The sequence below is a fragment of the Tautonia marina genome (genome assembly GCF_009177065.1).
Taxonomy (GTDB): Bacteria; Planctomycetota; Planctomycetia; order Isosphaerales; family Isosphaeraceae; genus Tautonia; species Tautonia marina.
Genome location: NZ_WEZF01000003.1, coordinates 103847 through 121139, shown reverse-complemented (window position 1 = coordinate 121139; position 17293 = coordinate 103847). Strand labels below are relative to the sequence as shown.

General features: G+C 58.9%; 15 protein-coding genes. 11 read left to right on the top strand and 4 right to left on the bottom strand.

Going from position 1 to position 17293, the window contains the following annotated elements; genetic code table 11:
- Positions 1–30: 30 nt before the first annotated feature.
- A complete protein-coding gene (epsC, locus tag GA615_RS05060; RefSeq protein WP_152050185.1) occupies positions 31–987 on the top strand; it encodes a serine O-acetyltransferase EpsC in 957 nt (318 codons plus the stop codon).
- Positions 988–1008: 21 nt separating this feature from the next.
- Here the strand turns inward: epsC and GA615_RS05055 are convergent, their stop codons facing one another.
- Together GA615_RS05055 and GA615_RS05050 are read right to left on the bottom strand one after the other, a co-directional pair.
- On the bottom strand, positions 1009–1788 hold the full coding sequence (locus GA615_RS05055; protein ID WP_152050184.1) for a class I SAM-dependent methyltransferase: 780 nt from the start codon (positions 1786–1788) through the stop codon (positions 1009–1011).
- Complete coding sequence (locus tag GA615_RS05050; protein ID WP_235905094.1) at positions 1785–3254, bottom strand: glycoside hydrolase family 13 protein; 1470 nt, start codon at positions 3252–3254, stop codon at positions 1785–1787. The genes GA615_RS05055 and GA615_RS05050 overlap by 4 nt, the downstream gene beginning before the upstream one ends.
- Positions 3255–3750: 496 nt before the next feature.
- Between GA615_RS05050 and GA615_RS05045 the strand changes: the two genes are divergently transcribed.
- Positions 3751–4923 carry a hypothetical protein gene (locus tag GA615_RS05045; RefSeq protein ID WP_161602182.1) on the top strand — a complete coding sequence of 391 codons (1173 nt, stop codon included), beginning with the start codon at positions 3751–3753 and terminating at the stop codon, positions 4921–4923.
- Between the two features lie 20 nt (positions 4924–4943).
- On the opposite strand, the gene GA615_RS05040 is transcribed toward GA615_RS05045, so the two are convergent.
- Complete coding sequence (locus GA615_RS05040; protein WP_152050182.1) at positions 4944–5717, bottom strand: SDR family NAD(P)-dependent oxidoreductase; 774 nt, start codon at positions 5715–5717, stop codon at positions 4944–4946.
- A 174-nt stretch (positions 5718–5891) separates the two neighbouring features.
- Here GA615_RS05040 and GA615_RS05035 point away from each other — a divergent pair, with 174 nt between their 5' ends.
- From GA615_RS05035 to GA615_RS05025, 3 genes are all read left to right on the top strand, one after another.
- The gene (locus GA615_RS05035) at positions 5892–7007 is read left to right on the top strand and encodes an aminopeptidase (RefSeq protein WP_152050181.1); all 1116 of its coding nucleotides are present in this window, start codon (positions 5892–5894) and stop codon (positions 7005–7007) included.
- 229 nt (positions 7008–7236) lie between these two features.
- Complete coding sequence (aspS, locus tag GA615_RS05030; RefSeq protein WP_152050180.1) at positions 7237–8991, top strand: aspartate--tRNA ligase; 1755 nt, start codon at positions 7237–7239, stop codon at positions 8989–8991.
- Positions 8992–9013: 22 nt separating this feature from the next.
- Entirely contained in the window at positions 9014–9622 is a 609-nt protein-coding gene (locus GA615_RS05025; RefSeq protein WP_152050179.1) for an NUDIX hydrolase, read from the top strand.
- Positions 9623–9745: 123 nt separating this feature from the next.
- On the opposite strand, the gene GA615_RS05020 is transcribed toward GA615_RS05025, so the two are convergent.
- Positions 9746–10657 carry an alpha/beta hydrolase gene (locus GA615_RS05020; RefSeq protein WP_152050178.1) on the bottom strand — a complete coding sequence of 304 codons (912 nt, stop codon included), beginning with the start codon at positions 10655–10657 and terminating at the stop codon, positions 9746–9748.
- Positions 10658–11058: 401 nt separating this feature from the next.
- On the opposite strand from GA615_RS05020, the gene groL (GA615_RS05015) reads away from it, so the two are divergent.
- From groL (GA615_RS05015) to grpE, 6 genes are all read left to right on the top strand, one after another.
- Positions 11059–12747, top strand: coding sequence for a chaperonin GroEL (gene groL, locus GA615_RS05015; protein WP_152050177.1), 1689 nt, complete (start codon positions 11059–11061; stop codon positions 12745–12747).
- Between the two features lie 137 nt (positions 12748–12884).
- Positions 12885–13181 carry a co-chaperone GroES gene (gene groES, locus GA615_RS05010; RefSeq protein WP_152050176.1) on the top strand — a complete coding sequence of 99 codons (297 nt, stop codon included), beginning with the start codon at positions 12885–12887 and terminating at the stop codon, positions 13179–13181.
- A 165-nt stretch (positions 13182–13346) separates the two neighbouring features.
- A complete protein-coding gene (gene groL / locus GA615_RS05005) occupies positions 13347–14975 on the top strand; it encodes a chaperonin GroEL (protein WP_152050175.1) in 1629 nt (542 codons plus the stop codon).
- A gap of 33 nt (positions 14976–15008) precedes the next feature.
- A complete protein-coding gene (locus tag GA615_RS05000) occupies positions 15009–15275 on the top strand; it encodes a hypothetical protein (RefSeq protein ID WP_152050174.1) in 267 nt (88 codons plus the stop codon).
- A gap of 203 nt (positions 15276–15478) precedes the next feature.
- The gene (dnaJ, locus tag GA615_RS04995; RefSeq protein WP_235905093.1) at positions 15479–16627 is read left to right on the top strand and encodes a molecular chaperone DnaJ; all 1149 of its coding nucleotides are present in this window, start codon (positions 15479–15481) and stop codon (positions 16625–16627) included.
- Positions 16628–16696: 69 nt separating this feature from the next.
- On the top strand, positions 16697–17251 hold the full coding sequence (grpE, locus tag GA615_RS04990) for a nucleotide exchange factor GrpE (RefSeq protein WP_152050172.1): 555 nt from the start codon (positions 16697–16699) through the stop codon (positions 17249–17251).
- Positions 17252–17293: the final 42 nt, after the last annotated feature.

Here is a 17293-nt window from a genome sequence, read left to right as displayed (position 1 = left end):
CCTCTGTCCCGGACCCTGAAAGAGTGACCGATGGCCACCGACCCTCTCCTCAAGGACCGACTTCCCTCCCTGATCAACGCCATTGTCGGGACCTACGAGCGATGCGGTGTGATTAACCACCTCGGCCATCCGAGTCTCCCGAGCTATCGTGAGATTACCGAGATCCTGATCGACCTTCGCGAAATTCTCTATCCTGGTTTTGGACGACGACAAAACCTTTCGATGAAGAACGTACCCTATCACGTGGGGGATCTGGTTGATGGGTTGTACGATCGACTCAGCGATCAGATCTTCCGCGCCTTGAGACGACATGATTGCGAGGGCAAGGAGGATGACACTGTTTGCATGACCCGGGCTCATCGAATTACATTGATATTTTTCGAGTCGATCCCCGAGTTGCGCGACATTCTCGCGGACGATGTGGAAGCTGCCTACGATGGTGACCCGGCGGCGAAGGCCTACGACGAAATTATTTTCTGTTATCCGGGGGTCGCGGCGATCACCATTTACCGAATCGCACACATGCTCCATCGCCTCGGCGTTCCTCTGATCCCCCGCATGATGACCGAATATGCACATTCCAAGACAGGCATCGATATCCATCCCGGGGCCACAATTGGGCGCCGATTCTTCATTGACCACGGGACGGGCGTTGTCATTGGCGAGACAACGGAGATTGGCGATAACGTCAAACTCTATCAAGGGGTAACGCTCGGAGCGTTGAGCTTCCCGAAGAATGAGAATGGAGAAATCGTTCGGGATCAGAAACGACATCCGACCCTTGAAAACGACGTGGTCATTTACGCCAGTGCGACCATCCTCGGTGGCGAAACGAGGATTGGGCATCATGCCGTGATCGGCTCATCGGTTTGGCTGACCCAAAGTGTCGAACCTTACACGACGGTGACGATCGAGAGCCCCCGGCTACGCTATCGTGTTCCTCGGACCGATCCTTCGGCTGTCGATGCGACGTCGTCGGATCAGTGACTCCTCTCTCATATGCAGGGATCAGCTCACTCGTTTGGCGAAAACAATCCAACCTCCTGCCCGTAAGCCCTGGAGCAATTGCGGCCAACGGATTGGCTGGGCGGTTACGGAATCCAGCGCCACGACTTTGGTGATCCGAAAACCCGCACGAATCAGATCACTGCGAAGCTCGGGCCATTGATAAAGGTGGACCTCAATCCCGGGGATCCCCCGGTAGGTCATCTGACGATCCCCCGTTCCCTTGCCGATGACCTGCCGTCCCATCTCACCCAAGAGCCAGGCACGACCCTGACGATCTCGAAGGTTGAGCCAAAAGTTGTGGGCGTGCAAGGCTAGCACTCCCTCCGGGCGTAACACTCTTCGGGCGGACGCCAGAGCTGATTGTCTCGCCTGAGTGCCCGAGATCATCCCGAGGGTGCTATACATGCAGATCGCCGCGTCGAAGGAGGCATCAGACAGGCCTTCAAGACGGCAGAGGTTGGCACGGATCCGATCAATCCAGAGCCCCTCGGCTGCGGCCGATCGGCCAAGGGCTTCGAGCATCGCGGCCGAGAGATCGACCGCAGTCACGCTGAAGTCTCGACGAGAGAACGCCAGTGAAAGTCGCCCAACGCCACATCCGAGATCGATCAGGCGGCATGGGACGCGGAAATAGTCGTGAAGAATGACCTCGTCGGCTCGGGTCAACGGATCTTCCGCGAAATAGTCGGCTTCTTCCTGAGCCAACCGGACAGAGGTTGTGTATTCCCAGAGGGCCGGATTGACGCCGGGAGGAAATCTCCAGTGGGGTGGTCGACTCATTGGCCCTCCCTGGTCACAAGGACTCGGCCACTTCGGGCATCGACGTCAAGCCCTCGCAATCGTCCCTCTTCAACCCGCGAGGCTCCGGAACCAAGTGCATCGCTCCATTCGACACCATCAACGGACAGGCCGGGAAAGTCGAGATCAACCGTCACACCGCTCGTTCCAGCGTTCAGGATTACGACGACGGACTCTCCTTCGAATTGTCGAAGGAACGCGTACACATGCCCCTCGGCAAGGAGGGTCTCATACGATCCCCGACGTAATGAGGGGTGGGAATGTCTGAGGTGAATATACGTCCGAAATGTATCCCGTAATTCGTGATCCCAGAGCGATCGGTGCCATGGGAACGCTCCTCGTGAACCGGGTTCATGTCCCCCGGTCATGCCAACCTCATCGCCGTAATAGACGCAAGGCGCACCGGGGTAAGTCATGAGAAACAGGGTTGCAAGTCGGATCGCGGACCGATCTTCACCTGCCAGAGTGAGGAATCGAGCCGTGTCATGACTTCCCAACAGGTTGAGCAACGCAAGTTGAATGTTCGGGTGATACTTTGATTGAAGATTTGCAATTTCACTTGCGAATTGGCGAGCATTTGCTGGGTGAAGGTTTTTGAGGGGTTCCGGAGCGAGCTCATTACGGTTCAGAGAATCGCCAATAAAAAATGAGATACACGCTTTTGCAAGAATGTAATTCATCACACTGTCGAACATGTCTCCCTGAAGCCATCGAGAACCGTCTCCCCAGATCTCTCCTACGATGTAAGCTTCTGGATTGTGTTCCTTGACCCGTCGACGAAACGTTCTCCAGAAATCATCGTCATCGATCTCTTCGGGGACGTCGAGACGCCACCCGTCAATCCCAAGGTCGATCCAGTATTGGGCAACATGGAGCAAGTACTCTCGAACGGCGGGTGTTTCGGTGCGAAACTTCGGCAGTGCGGAGAGCCCCCACCAGGCCTTGTAGTTGTTGGGCTTCTCAGGGTCGTAGGCAAAGAGCGGATAATCTTCAACGTGGAACCAATCAGTATATGCGGAATCAGAGCCGTTCTCCAGGATGTCGTTAAACTGAAAGAAGCCCCGGCTTGCGTGGTTGAAGACCCCATCAAGCACGATTTTCATTCCGCGATCGTGGGCCCGGTCGAGTAACTCTCGAAACGCCTGATTCCCACCTAACATGGGGTCAACGTTGAGATAATCGTGTGTGTGGTATCGATGATTCGAAGCCGACTGGAAAATTGGCGTAAAGTAGATGGCATTAATTCCCAGATCGACCAGCGTGTCGAGGTTCTCAGCGACTCCGAGCAGATCTCCTCCCTGATATCCATGTGGAGTGGGAGGGCTTCCCCATCCCTTCAGGCCGCTTGGCTTTGCAACTCGCTCCGACTGCGCAAAACGATCGGGGAAAATCTGATAAAACACGGCATCACGGACCCAGTTCGGCGTGATTGGTTCAGTCAAATTCATTTGAGCAGTCCTGGTCGAGTTGAAAGTTTCTTCATATCGATGAAACTTTTTGCCTAAATGTTCCGTTGATTGTGAGGTCGGTCTCGCAAGGTGGTCGTCCTCTCCGTGCAGGAACGAAACCTCTCTGGAGCGTCTCTCGGCGAGGTGAACCCGTTCGGTCCGAAGGCGCCTGGCCGACACTGGCTAGCCTGCAATTGACGACGAAGCAGAGTCGTGCTAGGTTCCGCTGTCCTATCTTCGCGGTGTTTCGGACTTTCGGACCTTCACGGAAGGGGGTTCTTGCATGAACGTTCTCCTTGCGATCCCACTCCTCCTCGTCGGTCCCGCGGCTGCGCCGGTCTCCGGCGAGGTCCCGGCAGGGATGATCTCCTTCGAGGTGCGTCAGATCGACTGTGAAGCGATCAGTTGGCGAGAAGCCTACCAAACTCGGCTTCATTTTGGCGGGCACCGTGCAGGCTGTTCGGCTTGGGTTGCCGAACTCGAAACGCTTGCCGAGATGAGCCGCCAATTCACCTCCGCGCCTCGGGCGAAGGTGGTCAACGCTCCAGCAGTGGTCGCCTCCTTTGGCATGCCTGCCATCATCGGAACATGCTCCACCCGTCATTTCGTGGTGCACGCGGAACTTCCTGAATCAACTCCCGCAACCTCCGGCGAGACGCCGGGGCCTCGTCCGGTCATTGTACCGGTTGATGATGGATCGCAACTTCGCCTGGTTGGACTTCCCCAGCCGGAGGGGGTGTTGCTGAAGGTCGAGGTCATGGATACGCGAGTCGTCGCCGTCCACGAAGTCGAGACAACCGCGACGATTGGTAAGGAGGATCAGGCAAACTTTCGGGTCCAAATTCCCGAAGTTACGCATCGCGAAATGGGTGGCGAGTGGCTCCTTCCGTCCGCTCACGGCCTCGTGTTAAGCCTTGGGGTGAAGTCCGAAAACTCGGGTGACGGTCAGTCTCAACTCCGAGAGCGTCTTCTCCTGATCTCAATGCGGACCGCAGAGGCCTCATCCGAGGTTCATCCTACCGATCCCGGGGTTCGTCAGGTAAAGCAAGAGTTGGTGTCCGCAGGGCCACCTGGAATGGATCCCACACCGACGCTGGTTGCTCAGCCCCCCCGCTCCTCGACGGCCGATGCGATGCGAGTGACGATCCAGCCTGGCCAGGTGCCCTCGGCGCTGGCGGCGACTCCCTGGGGATTGCTGCCGATTGTTCCGGTCGAAATTGTCACCGCGAATGCGGTCGAGGTGGCTCGTCCAGGAAATCCTGAGCCGATGCCTCTCCCGGCGCTGCCGAGTCGGACTCTACCACCTGCGATCGGGACAGATGGTCAACTGGTTGATCCCCGGACGGAAAAGGATCGAGCCGCCGAACGAACCGATTATCGACCTTATGTTGACGGTCAGCCGGTTCCCTCTCCTCAGGTCACAGTTTCTCCACCGTCAGCCCAGGTTGATGAGGGATACGCTGTCAGCACGAATTCAAAGTTGCTGAACGAGAACCGGCCCATCACCGAGGAATCCTCAGCCAACGAGCCCAAGCGAGATACGTCTGCTGTCACCGTCCGGTTCTCGCTGAACCTCGCTCGGGGCTTCACGGTCGATGTTGATCTTGGGAAGAGGGCCGAGGCCGATCAACAGACCGCCGACGCCGTTGAACCGCCAACCCGTCGTTGATCCCTCCCGAAGCGTTCGGATTAAAGCATCGCGGAATAACCACCGTCGACGGGAATCGCAATTCCGGTGACGTAATCGCTGGCCGGGCTCGCCAACCAGACGGCGGTCCCGGCCATGTCGTTGGGGCTTGCCCAGCGTCCTGTCGGAATCCGAGCGAGAACCCGCTCGTGCAATCCTGAAATTTCGACGCGAGCTTTCTTGGTCAATTCCGTATCAAACCAGCCAGGAAGGATCGCGTTACATTGGATATTGTCCGAAGCCCAGGCCAATGCCTGGCTTTTGGTGAGTTGGACAATCCCTCCCTTGCTGGTCGCATAGGCTGGTGCAAAGCCTGAGCCGAAGATGGACGTCATGCTACCGATGTTGACGATCTTCCCGCCTCCCACAGCTTTCATGGCTGGGTAAACCGCTTTGGAGAGCAGGAAGGCGCTCGTGAGGTTGACGTCGATGACTTCCCGCCACTCGTCGAGCGTCAACTCGTGAGGAGGCTTGCGAATGTTGATTCCGGCGTTGTTGAAAAGGATGTCGATGCGACCGTACTGATTGAGGACTTCGCGTGCAATCCGCTCACACTCGGCTTCCTGAGACACGTCGGCAGTCACGGGGAGTACCTGGCTTCCCGTCTCTTCGGCGAGCATCCGAGCGGCCTCGGTGGTCTTCTCCTGGTTACGGCCGACCAAGGCGAGCTGAGCACCGGCTTGAGCGAGTCCCCGGGCCATTCCGAGCCCGATTCCCCCATTGCCCCCGGTGACAATCGCCACTTTGCCGGTCAGGTCGAACGGATTGACCGCCATTCATCTTCCCCCGCTTGCGTCGCTCGCGTTGATCTCGAACAATGAGGTTACTGGTCGGTCGGACCTGAGCCCTGACCGCGGCCTTGCCGCGCCTCAGCTTAGACAAGCCCGCCCCTCCTCGCAATCCCCCGGTCGTCTTCGACCTTTCCTCCTCGACTGAAGCCGGAGCCACCCATGCCCGATCCGCGCTGGGAGACGCTCGCAGACACCTTGATCCGACACTCGACGCGGTTACAGCCGGGAGAAACGCTCCTGGTTGAGTGTGTGGATCTCGATGACGACACCCTGCCTCGGTTGCTTGTCCGCAAGGCTGGGCGTCTTGGCGCAATCGCGTTGGTCGATCTGAAACGCTCCAGGATTCTTCGGGAAATGCTTCGGGGGGCAACCGAGCCTCAACTCCGAGCCTGGGCCGAGACCGAGGCCTTCCGCATGGATCGGGTGCAAGCCTACATCGCCCTGCGCGGCTCGGAGAACATCAGTGAACTGGCCGACATTCCTCCCGATCGGATGAATCTCTACAACCAGCACTTCATGACTCCCGTTCACTTCGAGCGTCGCATCAAGAAGACGCGCTGGTGTGTCCTCCGAATGCCTGGCCCTGGAATGGCTCAACAAGCCGGGATGAGTACCGAGGCATTCGAAGATTTTTATTTTGAAGCCTGCAATGTTGATTATCCGCTGCTGGCAAAAGCCCTCAAGCCGCTCGCCCAGCTGATGGAAGCCGCCCGAGAGGTGAGGATCACGGGACCGGACACCGACCTGAGGTTTTCAATTGCTGGGATTCCTGTCGTACCCTGCGCTGGCGAGATGAACATTCCGGATGGGGAGGTTTTCACTGCCCCGCTCAAGGAGTCGGTCGAAGGCTTTATTCGATTCAACGCCCCGACAATTTATCAGGGGTCGGCGTATGACGGCATCCGGCTGGAATTTCAGAAAGGGAGGATTTGCAAGGCAACATGCGATGCGGGAGACGAGGAGCGGCTGAATCGCATCCTCCAGGCCGACGAGGGAGCCTCGTACATCGGCGAGTGGTCGCTGGGTTGCAACCCGAAGATTCAGCGGCCCATGCGTGACATCCTATTCGATGAAAAAATCGCCGGCAGCTTCCACCTGACTCCGGGCAATGCGTACGACGAGGCAGACAACGGCAATCGATCCAAGATTCATTGGGACCTGGTGCAAATTCAGACCCCCGAGTTTGGTGGCGGCACGGTTTCATTTGATGGGAAACCCATCCGTGTGGATGGACGTTTTGTGGACGAGGCGCTCCATGCCCTCGACCCCGAGTGATCGCCTGAGCACGCTTCTCGGAAAGTCTTCCTGCAGAACCGATTCCCGAACGTTTTCCACCGATCCGGGTCGTCATCGTGTCTTGTGGGATCGACGAACCATTCGCGGACGCTTGACGTTCCTAAGCCCTGGAGAATAGTCTGTTGCTCGTGTGTCGCCGACTCGACGAGGAGTCGAGAGATTCGGCGTCCCTGATGATGTTCTTGATGGCGAAGGACCTGCGCCGGCCATGCTCAAGCGGACCCATTCGTGCGGTGAATTGACGGCCGAACACCTCGGCCAGGAGGTCGTTCTCAACGGCTGGGTCAATGCCTATCGCGATTTTGGTGGGGTGGTGTTTATCGACCTCCGAGATCGTTACGGGATGACGCAAGTCGTCTTCGAACCAGAGGCAGGCCCGGTTCTCCAAGAGGCCGCCCAGTCGTTGCGGAATGAATGGGTCATCGGTGTCCGAGGAACGGTCCGTCGTCGTCTCCCCGGCAAGGAAAACCCAAAGCTCAAGACTGGCGAGATCGAACTGCAAGTTTCGTCTCTGGAAGTCTTTAACGCGACTCAGACCCCCCCGTTCGAGATCGGTGGTGAGGCCAACGAAGAACTTCGGTTGAAGTACCGATTCCTCGACCTCCGCCGTCCCGAGATGCACCGCATCGTCGAGATTCGCCATCGCCTGGCCCAGACCATGAGGCGGGCGATGACCGACCTGGGATTCTGGGAAGTCGAAACCCCCATGCTTGGTCGAAGCACTCCCGAAGGTGCCAGAGACTTCCTCGTCCCGAGCCGTGTCCATCCCGGCCACTTTTACGCCTTACCGCAAAGTCCGCAACTGTACAAGCAATTGCTGATGGTTGCGGGGATGGATAAGTATTTTCAGATTGCCCGATGCTTCCGGGATGAAGACCTTCGAGCCAATCGACAGCCAGAGTTCAGTCAGCTGGACATCGAGATGTCGTTTGTCCAGTTCGAGGACGTGCTGGAAACGATGGAGGGGCTTGTTCGCGCGCTGGCCGTCGAGTTTACCGGTGAGGATCTGGCCACTCCTTTGCCCCGACTCGACTACCACGACGCGATGGAGCGGTTCGGCACCGACCGGCCTGATCTTCGGTTCGGCATGGAGATCAAGGATCTCGCCGATCTCGCGTCACAGACCGAGTTCAAGGTCTTCCGCGACACCGTCGAACATGGGCGACGAGTTCGAGGAATCTGTGCTCCCGGGGCTGCCGAATCCCATAGCCGCAAGGATCTCGACGCACTCACCTCGTTTGTTGGGGAGTATGGCGCCAAGGGGCTTGTCTGGTTGAAGGTGGAGAGTGAGCAGTTCACTGGCCCGACCGCCAAGTTCCTGCCCCCCGAGGTCCAGGCTGCGTTCCGAGAGCGATTCGACGCGAAGCCCGGCGACCTCTTACTGATTGTTGCCGATACCAGCGAGGTGACTTCCGCAAGCCTTGCGGCGCTCCGACATCGCCTCGGAAGAAGTTTGGGACTGTACGACCCTGCCTCGTTCCACTACTCCTGGGTAGTCCGGTTTCCGCTCTTCTCCTGGGATCCGGAGGACGGCCGTTTCGTCGCCGAGCACCATCCGTTCACAATGCCCTTGCCGGAGGACCTGCATCTGCTCGAATCTGAGCCGTTAAAGGTCCGTGCCCAGGCTTACGATTTGGTGATCAACGGAGAAGAAGCGGCCGGTGGCACAATCCGCTGTCACGATCCGAAGATTCAATCAACTATCTTCCGCCATCTCGGCCTTTCTTCCGAGGAGGCCGAGGAGAAATTCGGATTCCTGCTGTCTGCTCTCCGTTACGGGGCACCGCCTCACGGAGGAATCGCATTCGGCTTCGATCGAATGGTGATGCTTTACGCTGGGCTCGACAACATCCGCGATGTCATCGCCTTCCCGAAAACGGCAAGGGGAACCGACCTGATGACCGGTGCCCCAGGCTCGGTCGAGGATCAGCAGCTCCGCGAGTTGCATATCCGAACGCGATGAGTCGAGGTCAGGACGACGAACCATGATCGAGCCCTGGCGCGTCGAACGTTCGGTCGTGACCTACCGCGATCGTTGGATCACCCTCCGGAGCGACGATTGCCGTTCGCCTTCAGGGTACCCGATCGCGCCGTATCACGTGATCGAGTTACCCACCTGGTTGAACGTCGTTGCCTTGACCGCCGAAGGCCACATCGTCCTGGTGACGGAGTATCGCCATGGACTCCGCGAGGTTTTGACCAGCCTCCCGAGCGGTACGGTTGACCCCGACGATGACAGTGTTGAGGCTGCCGCACGTCGGGAGCTTCTTGAAGAAACCGGCTACGGCGGTGGAACGTTCCACTTCCTTGGTCGTCATCCGGCAAATCCTGCGAATCAGAATAATGAGGTCGTTGGTTTCCTCGCGGTTGGGGTCGACCGAATCGCACCGCAGAAGCTTGATCCCTCGGAGGAGATCATCGTTTCCACCGAGGACTTTGCGGATTGGTTTACGAAGGTTTGCCGAATGGAGGCGCGGATCCAGGTTTCTCACGTGGCAGCCGTGATGATCGCCGCCAGGGTTCTCGTCGAAGGAGACTTCGCGGAACTGGCAGATCTTCGAAACCGTTTGGTTCGAGCCTCCGAGCGGGTTTGAGAGCCCTCGAAGGCGGAGAATCGGCCTCGCGACTGCCACTCGCAAGGCCGATCATGCGATGGGCTCCGACTTCCGCTGCGCAACCAAACGAAGATAAATCAAGAAGATCCAAGACCGATCGGTTCACTTCCGGTCGAGGAACCCTCGGCGCTTGAGCCAGGTTTCACACAGGCCGGGCCAGACGGCGAAGGCCTCGTCAGGTCCGATTCCTCGATCGGGCAGTCCTCCTCCCAGGCCTAGACCATGACGGCCCGCCTCGAACAGGTGGAACTCGACGGGAACACCGGCTTTTCGTAGGGCGAGGACGAACAACAGACTGTTTTCGGCAGGAACCGGTTCATCCTCGTTCGTGTGTACGAGGAACGTCGGAGGGGTCTCCGGGGTCACCCGACGTTCGTTCGAGAGAGAGTCCAGCAGGTCAGCGGGCGGATTCTCACCGAGGAGATTCCGTCGAGACCCACCGTGTGCATACTCAGTCGCCAGGGCGATCACCGGATAGCCAAGAATCATCACATCCGGTCGGCTACTCTGGCGATCAATCGGATCCTTTGCATCAGGATCACCGAGATCAAAATGGGTTCCCACGGTCGAGGCGAGATGCCCTCCCGCAGAGAATCCCAGCACTCCAACACGAGATGGGTCAACTCCCCAGTCATCCGCGTTGGCTCTCACCGTTCGCAGGGCGCGCTGGGCGTCGGTCAATGGAATCGGATGCTGGTAACGGGGGCCGAGTCGGTACTTGAGAATCACCCCGGTAATTCCAACTGAGTTGAGCCACTGGGCAACTTGATGGCCCTCATGATCGATGGCAAGAGCCCCATAACCACCTCCGGGGCAGATCACGATTGCCGCCCCCGTCGCCACTGAGGGATCAGCCTGGTACACGATGATCGTTGGCTGGTCGGCCGGGGCCGAACCGAGCGCACCAGGCGCTCCATCGGGCCAGAGCAGGTGCTCCGTTGGCTCTGCTGCTAAGAGCCCCGGTGTTGAAGAGATCACAAGCAAGATTGTGGTCAAGAGGACGCATTTTCCCATCGAACGGGCCTCATGGAACTGCGTTGGAGGGCTGAACGCCGGAGACGAACAGTAAGGCACCGAGTGATCGGCACCCCATTCACTTCGCGAGCCTTCATCTCAACGGCTCGACCGTTCGCCGACAAGGCTCCAGCTCCCGTCGAAATGGCATGGAAGCCAAAACGACTGCCAGTTTGGCAGGACGTCGGGCTGCTCGCCGCTGTGCGTAAACTTTGATCGTCGAACGAGTTACAAAGATCTCTCTTCATGGTACACGACTTGCCACTTGCCGCGTCGAACACGAAGACCTTCTGGCTGGAAAGTCTATGCCAGAGGTTTTCGGAGGATCGCCCCCAACGAACGACTGACGAAGCCCAAGCGACATCGCGTCGGCGCGACCGCGCTGGAGGGAGACGACGACCGTGGCGAAACTGTTGGCTTACGACGAAGAAGCACGCCAGAAGCTGGCGAGTGGTGTATCCAAGCTGGCCAAGGCCGTGCGGAGCACTCTCGGCCCCCGAGGCCGCAATGCGGTCATCGACAAGGGCTGGGGAAGCCCGACGGTAACTAAGGACGGTGTGACCGTTGCTGAAGAAATTGAGCTGACGGACGCCTATGAGAACATGGGTGCCCAGCTCGTCAAGGAAGCCGCAAGCAAGACCTCGGATGCGGCGGGTGACGGAACCACCACCGCAACCGTGCTGGCCGAGGCGATTTTCAAGGAAGGTTTGAAAGCTCTTGCCGCCGGGGCTGACCCGATGGCATTGAAGCGAGGCATCGATCAGGCCGTCGAGCGGGTTGTCGAAGAGGTCAAGGCGCGTGCCAAGTCGGTTGGCGGCGACAAAAAGCAAATCACCGAGGTTGCCACGATCGCGGCCAACAACGATCGCAGCATCGGAGAACGCCTGGCCGACGCCTTCGAGAAGGTCGGCACCGACGGCGTCATTACCGTCGAGGAAGGCAAAGGCTTCGAAACCGAAGTCGACGTCGTCGAGGGAATGCAGTTTGACCGCGGCTATCTCAGCCCGCACTTCATCACCGACCAGGACCGGATGGAGGTCGTCCTTGAAGACCCTTACATCCTGATCCACGAGGAGAAGATCAGCACGCCTCGGGTACTCGTGCCCCTGCTGGAGCAGATCGCTCGGGCGAACAAGCCTTTGCTGGTGATCGCTGAGGATGTCGAGAGTGAAGCCCTGGCCACGCTGGTGGTCAATAAGCTTCGAGGCATTCTCCAGGTGGCCGCCGTCAAGGCTCCGGGCTACGGAGATCGCCGCAAGGCCATGCTCGAAGACATTGCCACCCTGACCGGTGGTAAGGCGATCTTCAAGGATCTCGGAATCGATCTCGAGAGCGTTCAGCTGACCGACCTCGGACGGGCAGCCAAGGTCATCCTCAGTGGTGACCACACGACCATCGTCGAGGGCCGCGGTACGGCCGACGCGATCAAGGGACGCACCGAACTGATCAAGCGAGAGATCAGCACCACCGACTCCGAGTACGATCGCGAGAAGCTCCAGGAACGCCTGGCGAAACTTGCAGGTGGCGTGGCCAAGATCAACGTCGGTGCCGCCACCGAAACCGAGATGAAGGAACGCAAGGCCCTCGTCGAGGACGCCTTGCACGCCACCCGAGCGGCGATTGAGGAGGGCGTCGTTCCCGGTGGCGGCACCACCCTGGTCCGAGCCGCCAAGATTTTGGATGACCTGAAGACCGGTGGTGACGAGGACCTCGGAATTCAGATCGTCCGCCGAGCCCTTGAGCAGCCTTGCCGCTCCATCGCCGAGAACGCCGGCCTCGACGGATCAGTGGTCGTCAATAAGATTCGCCGTTCGAGTGAACCGAACTTCGGTTACAACGCCGAGAGTGGCGAATGGGGCGACCTGTTCTCCTTCGGTGTCGTCGATCCGGCCAAGGTCACTCGCACCGCGCTTCAAAATGGTGCCTCGGTTGCAGGCCTCCTGCTGACGACCGAAGCGATCATCATCGAGAAGAAAGAGAAGAAGCCCGCCGGTGGCGACCCCCATCATGACGACCATGGAATGGGCGGCATGGGTGGAATGGGCGGCATGGGTGGAATGGGCGGCATGGGTGGAATGGGAATGATGTAAGCCCGGTCCCCCGAGGTCAGGTCGTGACCGAGGCCAAAGGCCACCGGTCAACGGCCAATCCATTGCCTTGAACGTTCAAATCAACAGCTACGGGATCGCTCCCTCACCAAACCTGATCAACGCATAGGAACCCCACCATGGCGACGACCATTCGCCCGCTTGACGACCGCATCGTGATCAAAGAAATCGAGGCCGAGGAGAAGACCTCCGGCGGAATTGTGCTGCCTGACACGGCTCGCGAGAAGCCGCAACGAGGGCGGGTCGTGGCGGTTGGCCCCGGCAAACTGCTGGACAACGGCAGTCGGGCCGAGATTGGCCTGAAGGAAGGGGATGAGGTCCTCTTTGGAAAGTACGCCGGGACCGAAATCAAAGTGGATGGCGAAGAGATCAAGATCCTTCGCGAGTCAGACGTGCTGGCCAAGATCGTTGGCTGAGCGGTCCAGCATCCTTTAAGCAGTTGGAATGAGACGCTGTTCGCCGCGGGGCAGGCCAGATCCTGCCTTGCGGTCGACCTCATCGGGTCTGCGAACCGTCCCTCGACGCAATCATCTCGAACGCAAGACACTCGAACGACCGAACCTCATTAGGAGCTCTCGCACGTGGCCAAGCAGTTGCTCTTCTCCGATGCGGCACGGCGGAAGATGCTCTCGGGCATCGATACGCTGGCGCACGCCGTCGGCACCACGCTCGGACCGACGGGCCGCAACGTAATCCTTAGCAAGTCCTTCGGTGGACCGGCCGTGACCAAGGACGGTGTCACCGTCGCCAAGGAGATTGAGCTTCCCGACCCCTTCGAAAACATGGGGGCCAAGCTCGTCAACGTTGTTGCTTCGAAGACCTCGGATATCGCCGGCGACGGAACGACGACCGCGACCATTCTCGCCCGAGCCATTTTCCGCGAAGGGCTTCGGACGGTGACCACCGGCGCCAACCCGACCGCCGTTCGCCGTGGTATCGAGAAGGCCGTCGACGCGGCGGTTGGCGAGCTGATCGAACACGTCAGCCGAGAAGTGACCAAGCCCGAAGAGATTGCCCAGGTCGGCACCATCTCGGCCAACAATGACCCGTCAATCGGCTCGATGCTGGCGGAAGCCGTCAGCAAGGTTGGCAACGACGGCGTCATTACCGTCGAGGAAGGGAAGACCTCGTCGACCACCCTCGAATTCGTCGAGGGACTTCAGTTCGATAAGGGTTATCTCAGCCCTTACTTCGTCACCAGCCCGACGACCATGGAGGCCGTGCTCGATGACGCCCTGATCCTCTTGCATGAGAAGAAGATCAGCAGTCTTCGGGAACTGATCCCCCTGCTTGAGCGCGTGGCCCAGTCTGGCCAACCGCTCTTGATCATCTCTGAGGACGTTGAGGGCGAGGCCCTGGCCACCTTGGTGGTCAATCGCCTTCGAGGAATTCTCAACATCTGCGCGGTCAAGGCCCCTGGCTTCGGCGACCGCCGCAAGGCGATGCTGCAAGACATGGCCATCCTGACCGGCGGAACCGTCGTCAGCGAAGATCTCGGCCTGAAACTGGAGAATTTGACCCTCCAGCAACTCGGCTCGGCCAAGCAGATCAAGGTGAGCAAGGATAGTACCACGATCATCCAGGGAGCCGGCAAGAAGGAAGACATCCAGAAGCGGATTGAGCAACTGCGTAAGCAGATCTCCGAAACCGACTCCGAATATGACCGCGAGAAGTTTCAGGAACGACTGGCGAAGATCACCGGGGGCGTGGCGGTCATCAGCGTCGGTGCCCCGACTGAAGCCGCGATGAAGGAGCTGAAGGCCCGCGTGGAAGACGCCCTTCACGCCACCCGAGCCGCCGCGGAAGAAGGAATTGTTCCTGGAGGTGGATCGGCCCTCCTGCGAACGGTCCCGGCTGTCAAGGCGATCCACGACGCGCTCGAAGGTGACGAGAAGGTCGGTGCCGCAATCGTCCTGCGAGCGCTCGAAGAACCCGCCCGGATGATTGCCCAGAACGCGGGGCATGACGGTGCGGTGGTCGCTCAGGAAATCCTGGAGCAAGGCGGCAGTATCGGCTTCAATGCGAATACCGGCGAGTTCGTCGACATGTTCGAAGCCGGCATCATCGACCCGACGAAGGTCACTCGAACGGCCCTTCAAAACGCTGCATCGATTTCGGGGCTGATGCTCACGACCGAGGCGATGATCACCAACCTCAAGGACGAGGACGAGGAGAAGGGCGCCAAGCGAATCGAAGGCTCAATTCGCTAACCCTTCTTCAGGGCGGTCGAGCTCGAAACGTCCGTGAGTGAAATCGCCTTCGAGAATTGCGACACCTTCGGTTGCCACGAATCACAGGAATTGCTCGTGGCGACCGAAGGTGTTCATCAACGTTTGGATGAAATTTCTAGGCTTGGTCGCACACCTTTCCAAAACTTTGGCAATCGTTTGACTTCATTTTCCAGCTTGTTTTTTTCTCGCAGCTCGTTCATGAAGATCGATCGCAGGCTTGAGGGTGCGGTTCAAATCAACATATTTGCGTCAGTAGAACCTTGCTTTGTCGCTTGCTGAATTCGACCGAAGCAGACCGGTATTCCAGGACAGAATCTCCCAAGCACCTCAAAGACCCTGTTCGCATCAGAAACACGCCGAGATCGTAGCCCTCTCGTCTTGCGGTATTCGGTCTCGTGCCTTTGTTGGTAAGATGTTCCGACTTCACCGTAGAGCTGGTGACAGCCTCCGCCGCCAGTGCCACCGACCGAGACGCGATGCCGATGGCAACGACCAAGCGTGACTATTACGAGATTCTCGGCCTCCAGCGCGGCGCATCTCCCGATGAGATCAAGGGAGCTTATCGGCAACAGGCCAAGCGGTTTCACCCGGACCGCAATCCTGGCGATCAGGAAGCCGAGCGGAAATTCCGTGAAGCGGCCGAGGCTTACGAAGTCCTCTCCGACCCGAACAAGCGGTCTCGATACGACCGCTATGGTCACGCCGGTCTTGAGGGGGCGGGCGTGCATGACTTCCGGTCTGCCGAGGAAATTTTCTCGGCATTCGGGGATATCTTCGGGGGTTCCGGACTCTTCGGCGATTTCTTTGGTCCTCGACGCAGAGGGCCGAGGCCCGGCTCCGACCTTCTTGTCCGGCTCGAGATCGAGCTCGAAGAAGCGGCCCGAGGTGCAACGCGAACCATCGAACTCGACCGACAAGAGTATTGCACCACCTGTAATGGGACTGGGGCAAAACCGGGAACCGTGGCCTCAACGTGCGACTATTGCGGGGGGAGGGGCCAAATCGTTACGGCCCGTGGATTCTTCCAGATGGCCCAGACCTGCCCGGCCTGTGGCGGGGAAGGGGTTCGGGTCGTCGACCCTTGCTCCGGTTGTCGGGGTTCGGGTCGAGAGGTCAAGCTTGTTTCAGTGCAAGTCCGCATTCCGGCGGGAGTGGATACTGGAACGATTCTGCAGCTCCGAAACCAGGGTGAGCCTGGGGACCCTGGCGCTCCTCGCGGCAATCTTCGGGTCCAGGTCCAGGTCCGTCCTCATGCGTTCTTCATTCGCAAAGGGAACGACCTGATCTGTCAGGTCCCCATCAGCTATCCCCAGGCCGCGCTTGGCGCTGAGATTGAAGTGCCCACACTTGATGGGCCTACCCCACTGACCGTCCCGCGTGGTTCCCAGAGTGGAGAGATCTTGAAGCTTCGGGGTCGAGGAATGCCCGACCTGTCCGGCAGTGGTCGAGGGGATGAACTGGTCGAGGTTCTGATCGAAACACCTCGCCGACTCTCGGCTCGGCAGGAAGAATTGCTTCGCGAACTCGCTGAACTCGATCACCAGGATGTCAGTCCGAAACGCAAAAGTTTCCTCGAAAAACTTCGAGACTTCTTCACCGAACCAGAGGAGGGGGAGGCTGACACTCCTTGATGATTCGAGTCCTGGAGATCAGAGCGATTCACTGAGCCCCCTTCCGCAACGAACCTGGACCCGACGCCCATGAGCGATTCGAATCCCCAAAATCCTTCCGAAGAGGCTTCGATTGATCCCAAGGCACGAGCCTCGGCTGAACGGACCGATGCCCCACATTCCGCGACTCGCGAGGAACTGGACGAAGTCCTCCGTCAACGAGATGATTACCTTGAACAACTTCGCCGCTCGCAGGCTGACTTCCTAAATTTCCAGAAACGCAGCCGATCTCAGGCCGAGGCCGACCGCGTTTACGCTGCTGCCCCCCTCGCGAATGACCTCCTCTCGGTCATTGATAATTTCGAGCGAGCCATCGATGCGGCTCGCCAGTCCGGAGCCGAAGGGATCATTACCGGCCTGGACATGGTTCACAAACAACTGCTCGATACACTGGCCAAGCACGGTATCGAACCGATTACGGCACTGGGACAGCCGTTCGATCCGAACATCCATGAGGCCTTGATGCAGCAACCCTCTTCCGACCATCCTGAGGGCACCGTCGTCGCCGAACTCAGTCGCGGGTATCGCCTGCAAGACCGAGTGCTGCGACCAAGCCGCGTTGCTGTCTCCGTCAAGCCATCCTGAACTCGATCGAATCTTGACGCATCAATCACCGATCTCCCAGAC

Excerpts from the sequence above, each read along its gene's own strand:
- epsC (WP_152050185.1), top strand. The coding sequence starts at position 31 with ATGGCCACCGACCCTCTCCTCAAGGACCGACTTCCCTCCCTGATCAAC.
- GA615_RS05055 (WP_152050184.1), bottom strand. The coding sequence starts at position 1,788 with ATGAGTCGACCACCCCACTGGAGATTTCCTCCCGGCGTCAATCCGGCC.
- GA615_RS05050 (WP_235905094.1), bottom strand. The coding sequence starts at position 3,254 with ATGAATTTGACTGAACCAATCACGCCGAACTGGGTCCGTGATGCCGTG.
- GA615_RS05045 (WP_161602182.1), top strand. The coding sequence starts at position 3,751 with ATGAGCCGCCAATTCACCTCCGCGCCTCGGGCGAAGGTGGTCAACGCT.
- GA615_RS05040 (WP_152050182.1), bottom strand. The coding sequence starts at position 5,717 with ATGGCGGTCAATCCGTTCGACCTGACCGGCAAAGTGGCGATTGTCACC.
- GA615_RS05035 (WP_152050181.1), top strand. The coding sequence starts at position 5,892 with ATGCCCGATCCGCGCTGGGAGACGCTCGCAGACACCTTGATCCGACAC.
- aspS (WP_152050180.1), top strand. The coding sequence starts at position 7,237 with ATGCTCAAGCGGACCCATTCGTGCGGTGAATTGACGGCCGAACACCTC.
- GA615_RS05025 (WP_152050179.1), top strand. The coding sequence starts at position 9,014 with ATGATCGAGCCCTGGCGCGTCGAACGTTCGGTCGTGACCTACCGCGAT.
- GA615_RS05020 (WP_152050178.1), bottom strand. The coding sequence starts at position 10,657 with ATGGGAAAATGCGTCCTCTTGACCACAATCTTGCTTGTGATCTCTTCA.
- groES (WP_152050176.1), top strand. The coding sequence starts at position 12,885 with ATGGCGACGACCATTCGCCCGCTTGACGACCGCATCGTGATCAAAGAA.
- dnaJ (WP_235905093.1), top strand. The coding sequence starts at position 15,479 with ATGGCAACGACCAAGCGTGACTATTACGAGATTCTCGGCCTCCAGCGC.
- grpE (WP_152050172.1), top strand. The coding sequence starts at position 16,697 with ATGAGCGATTCGAATCCCCAAAATCCTTCCGAAGAGGCTTCGATTGAT.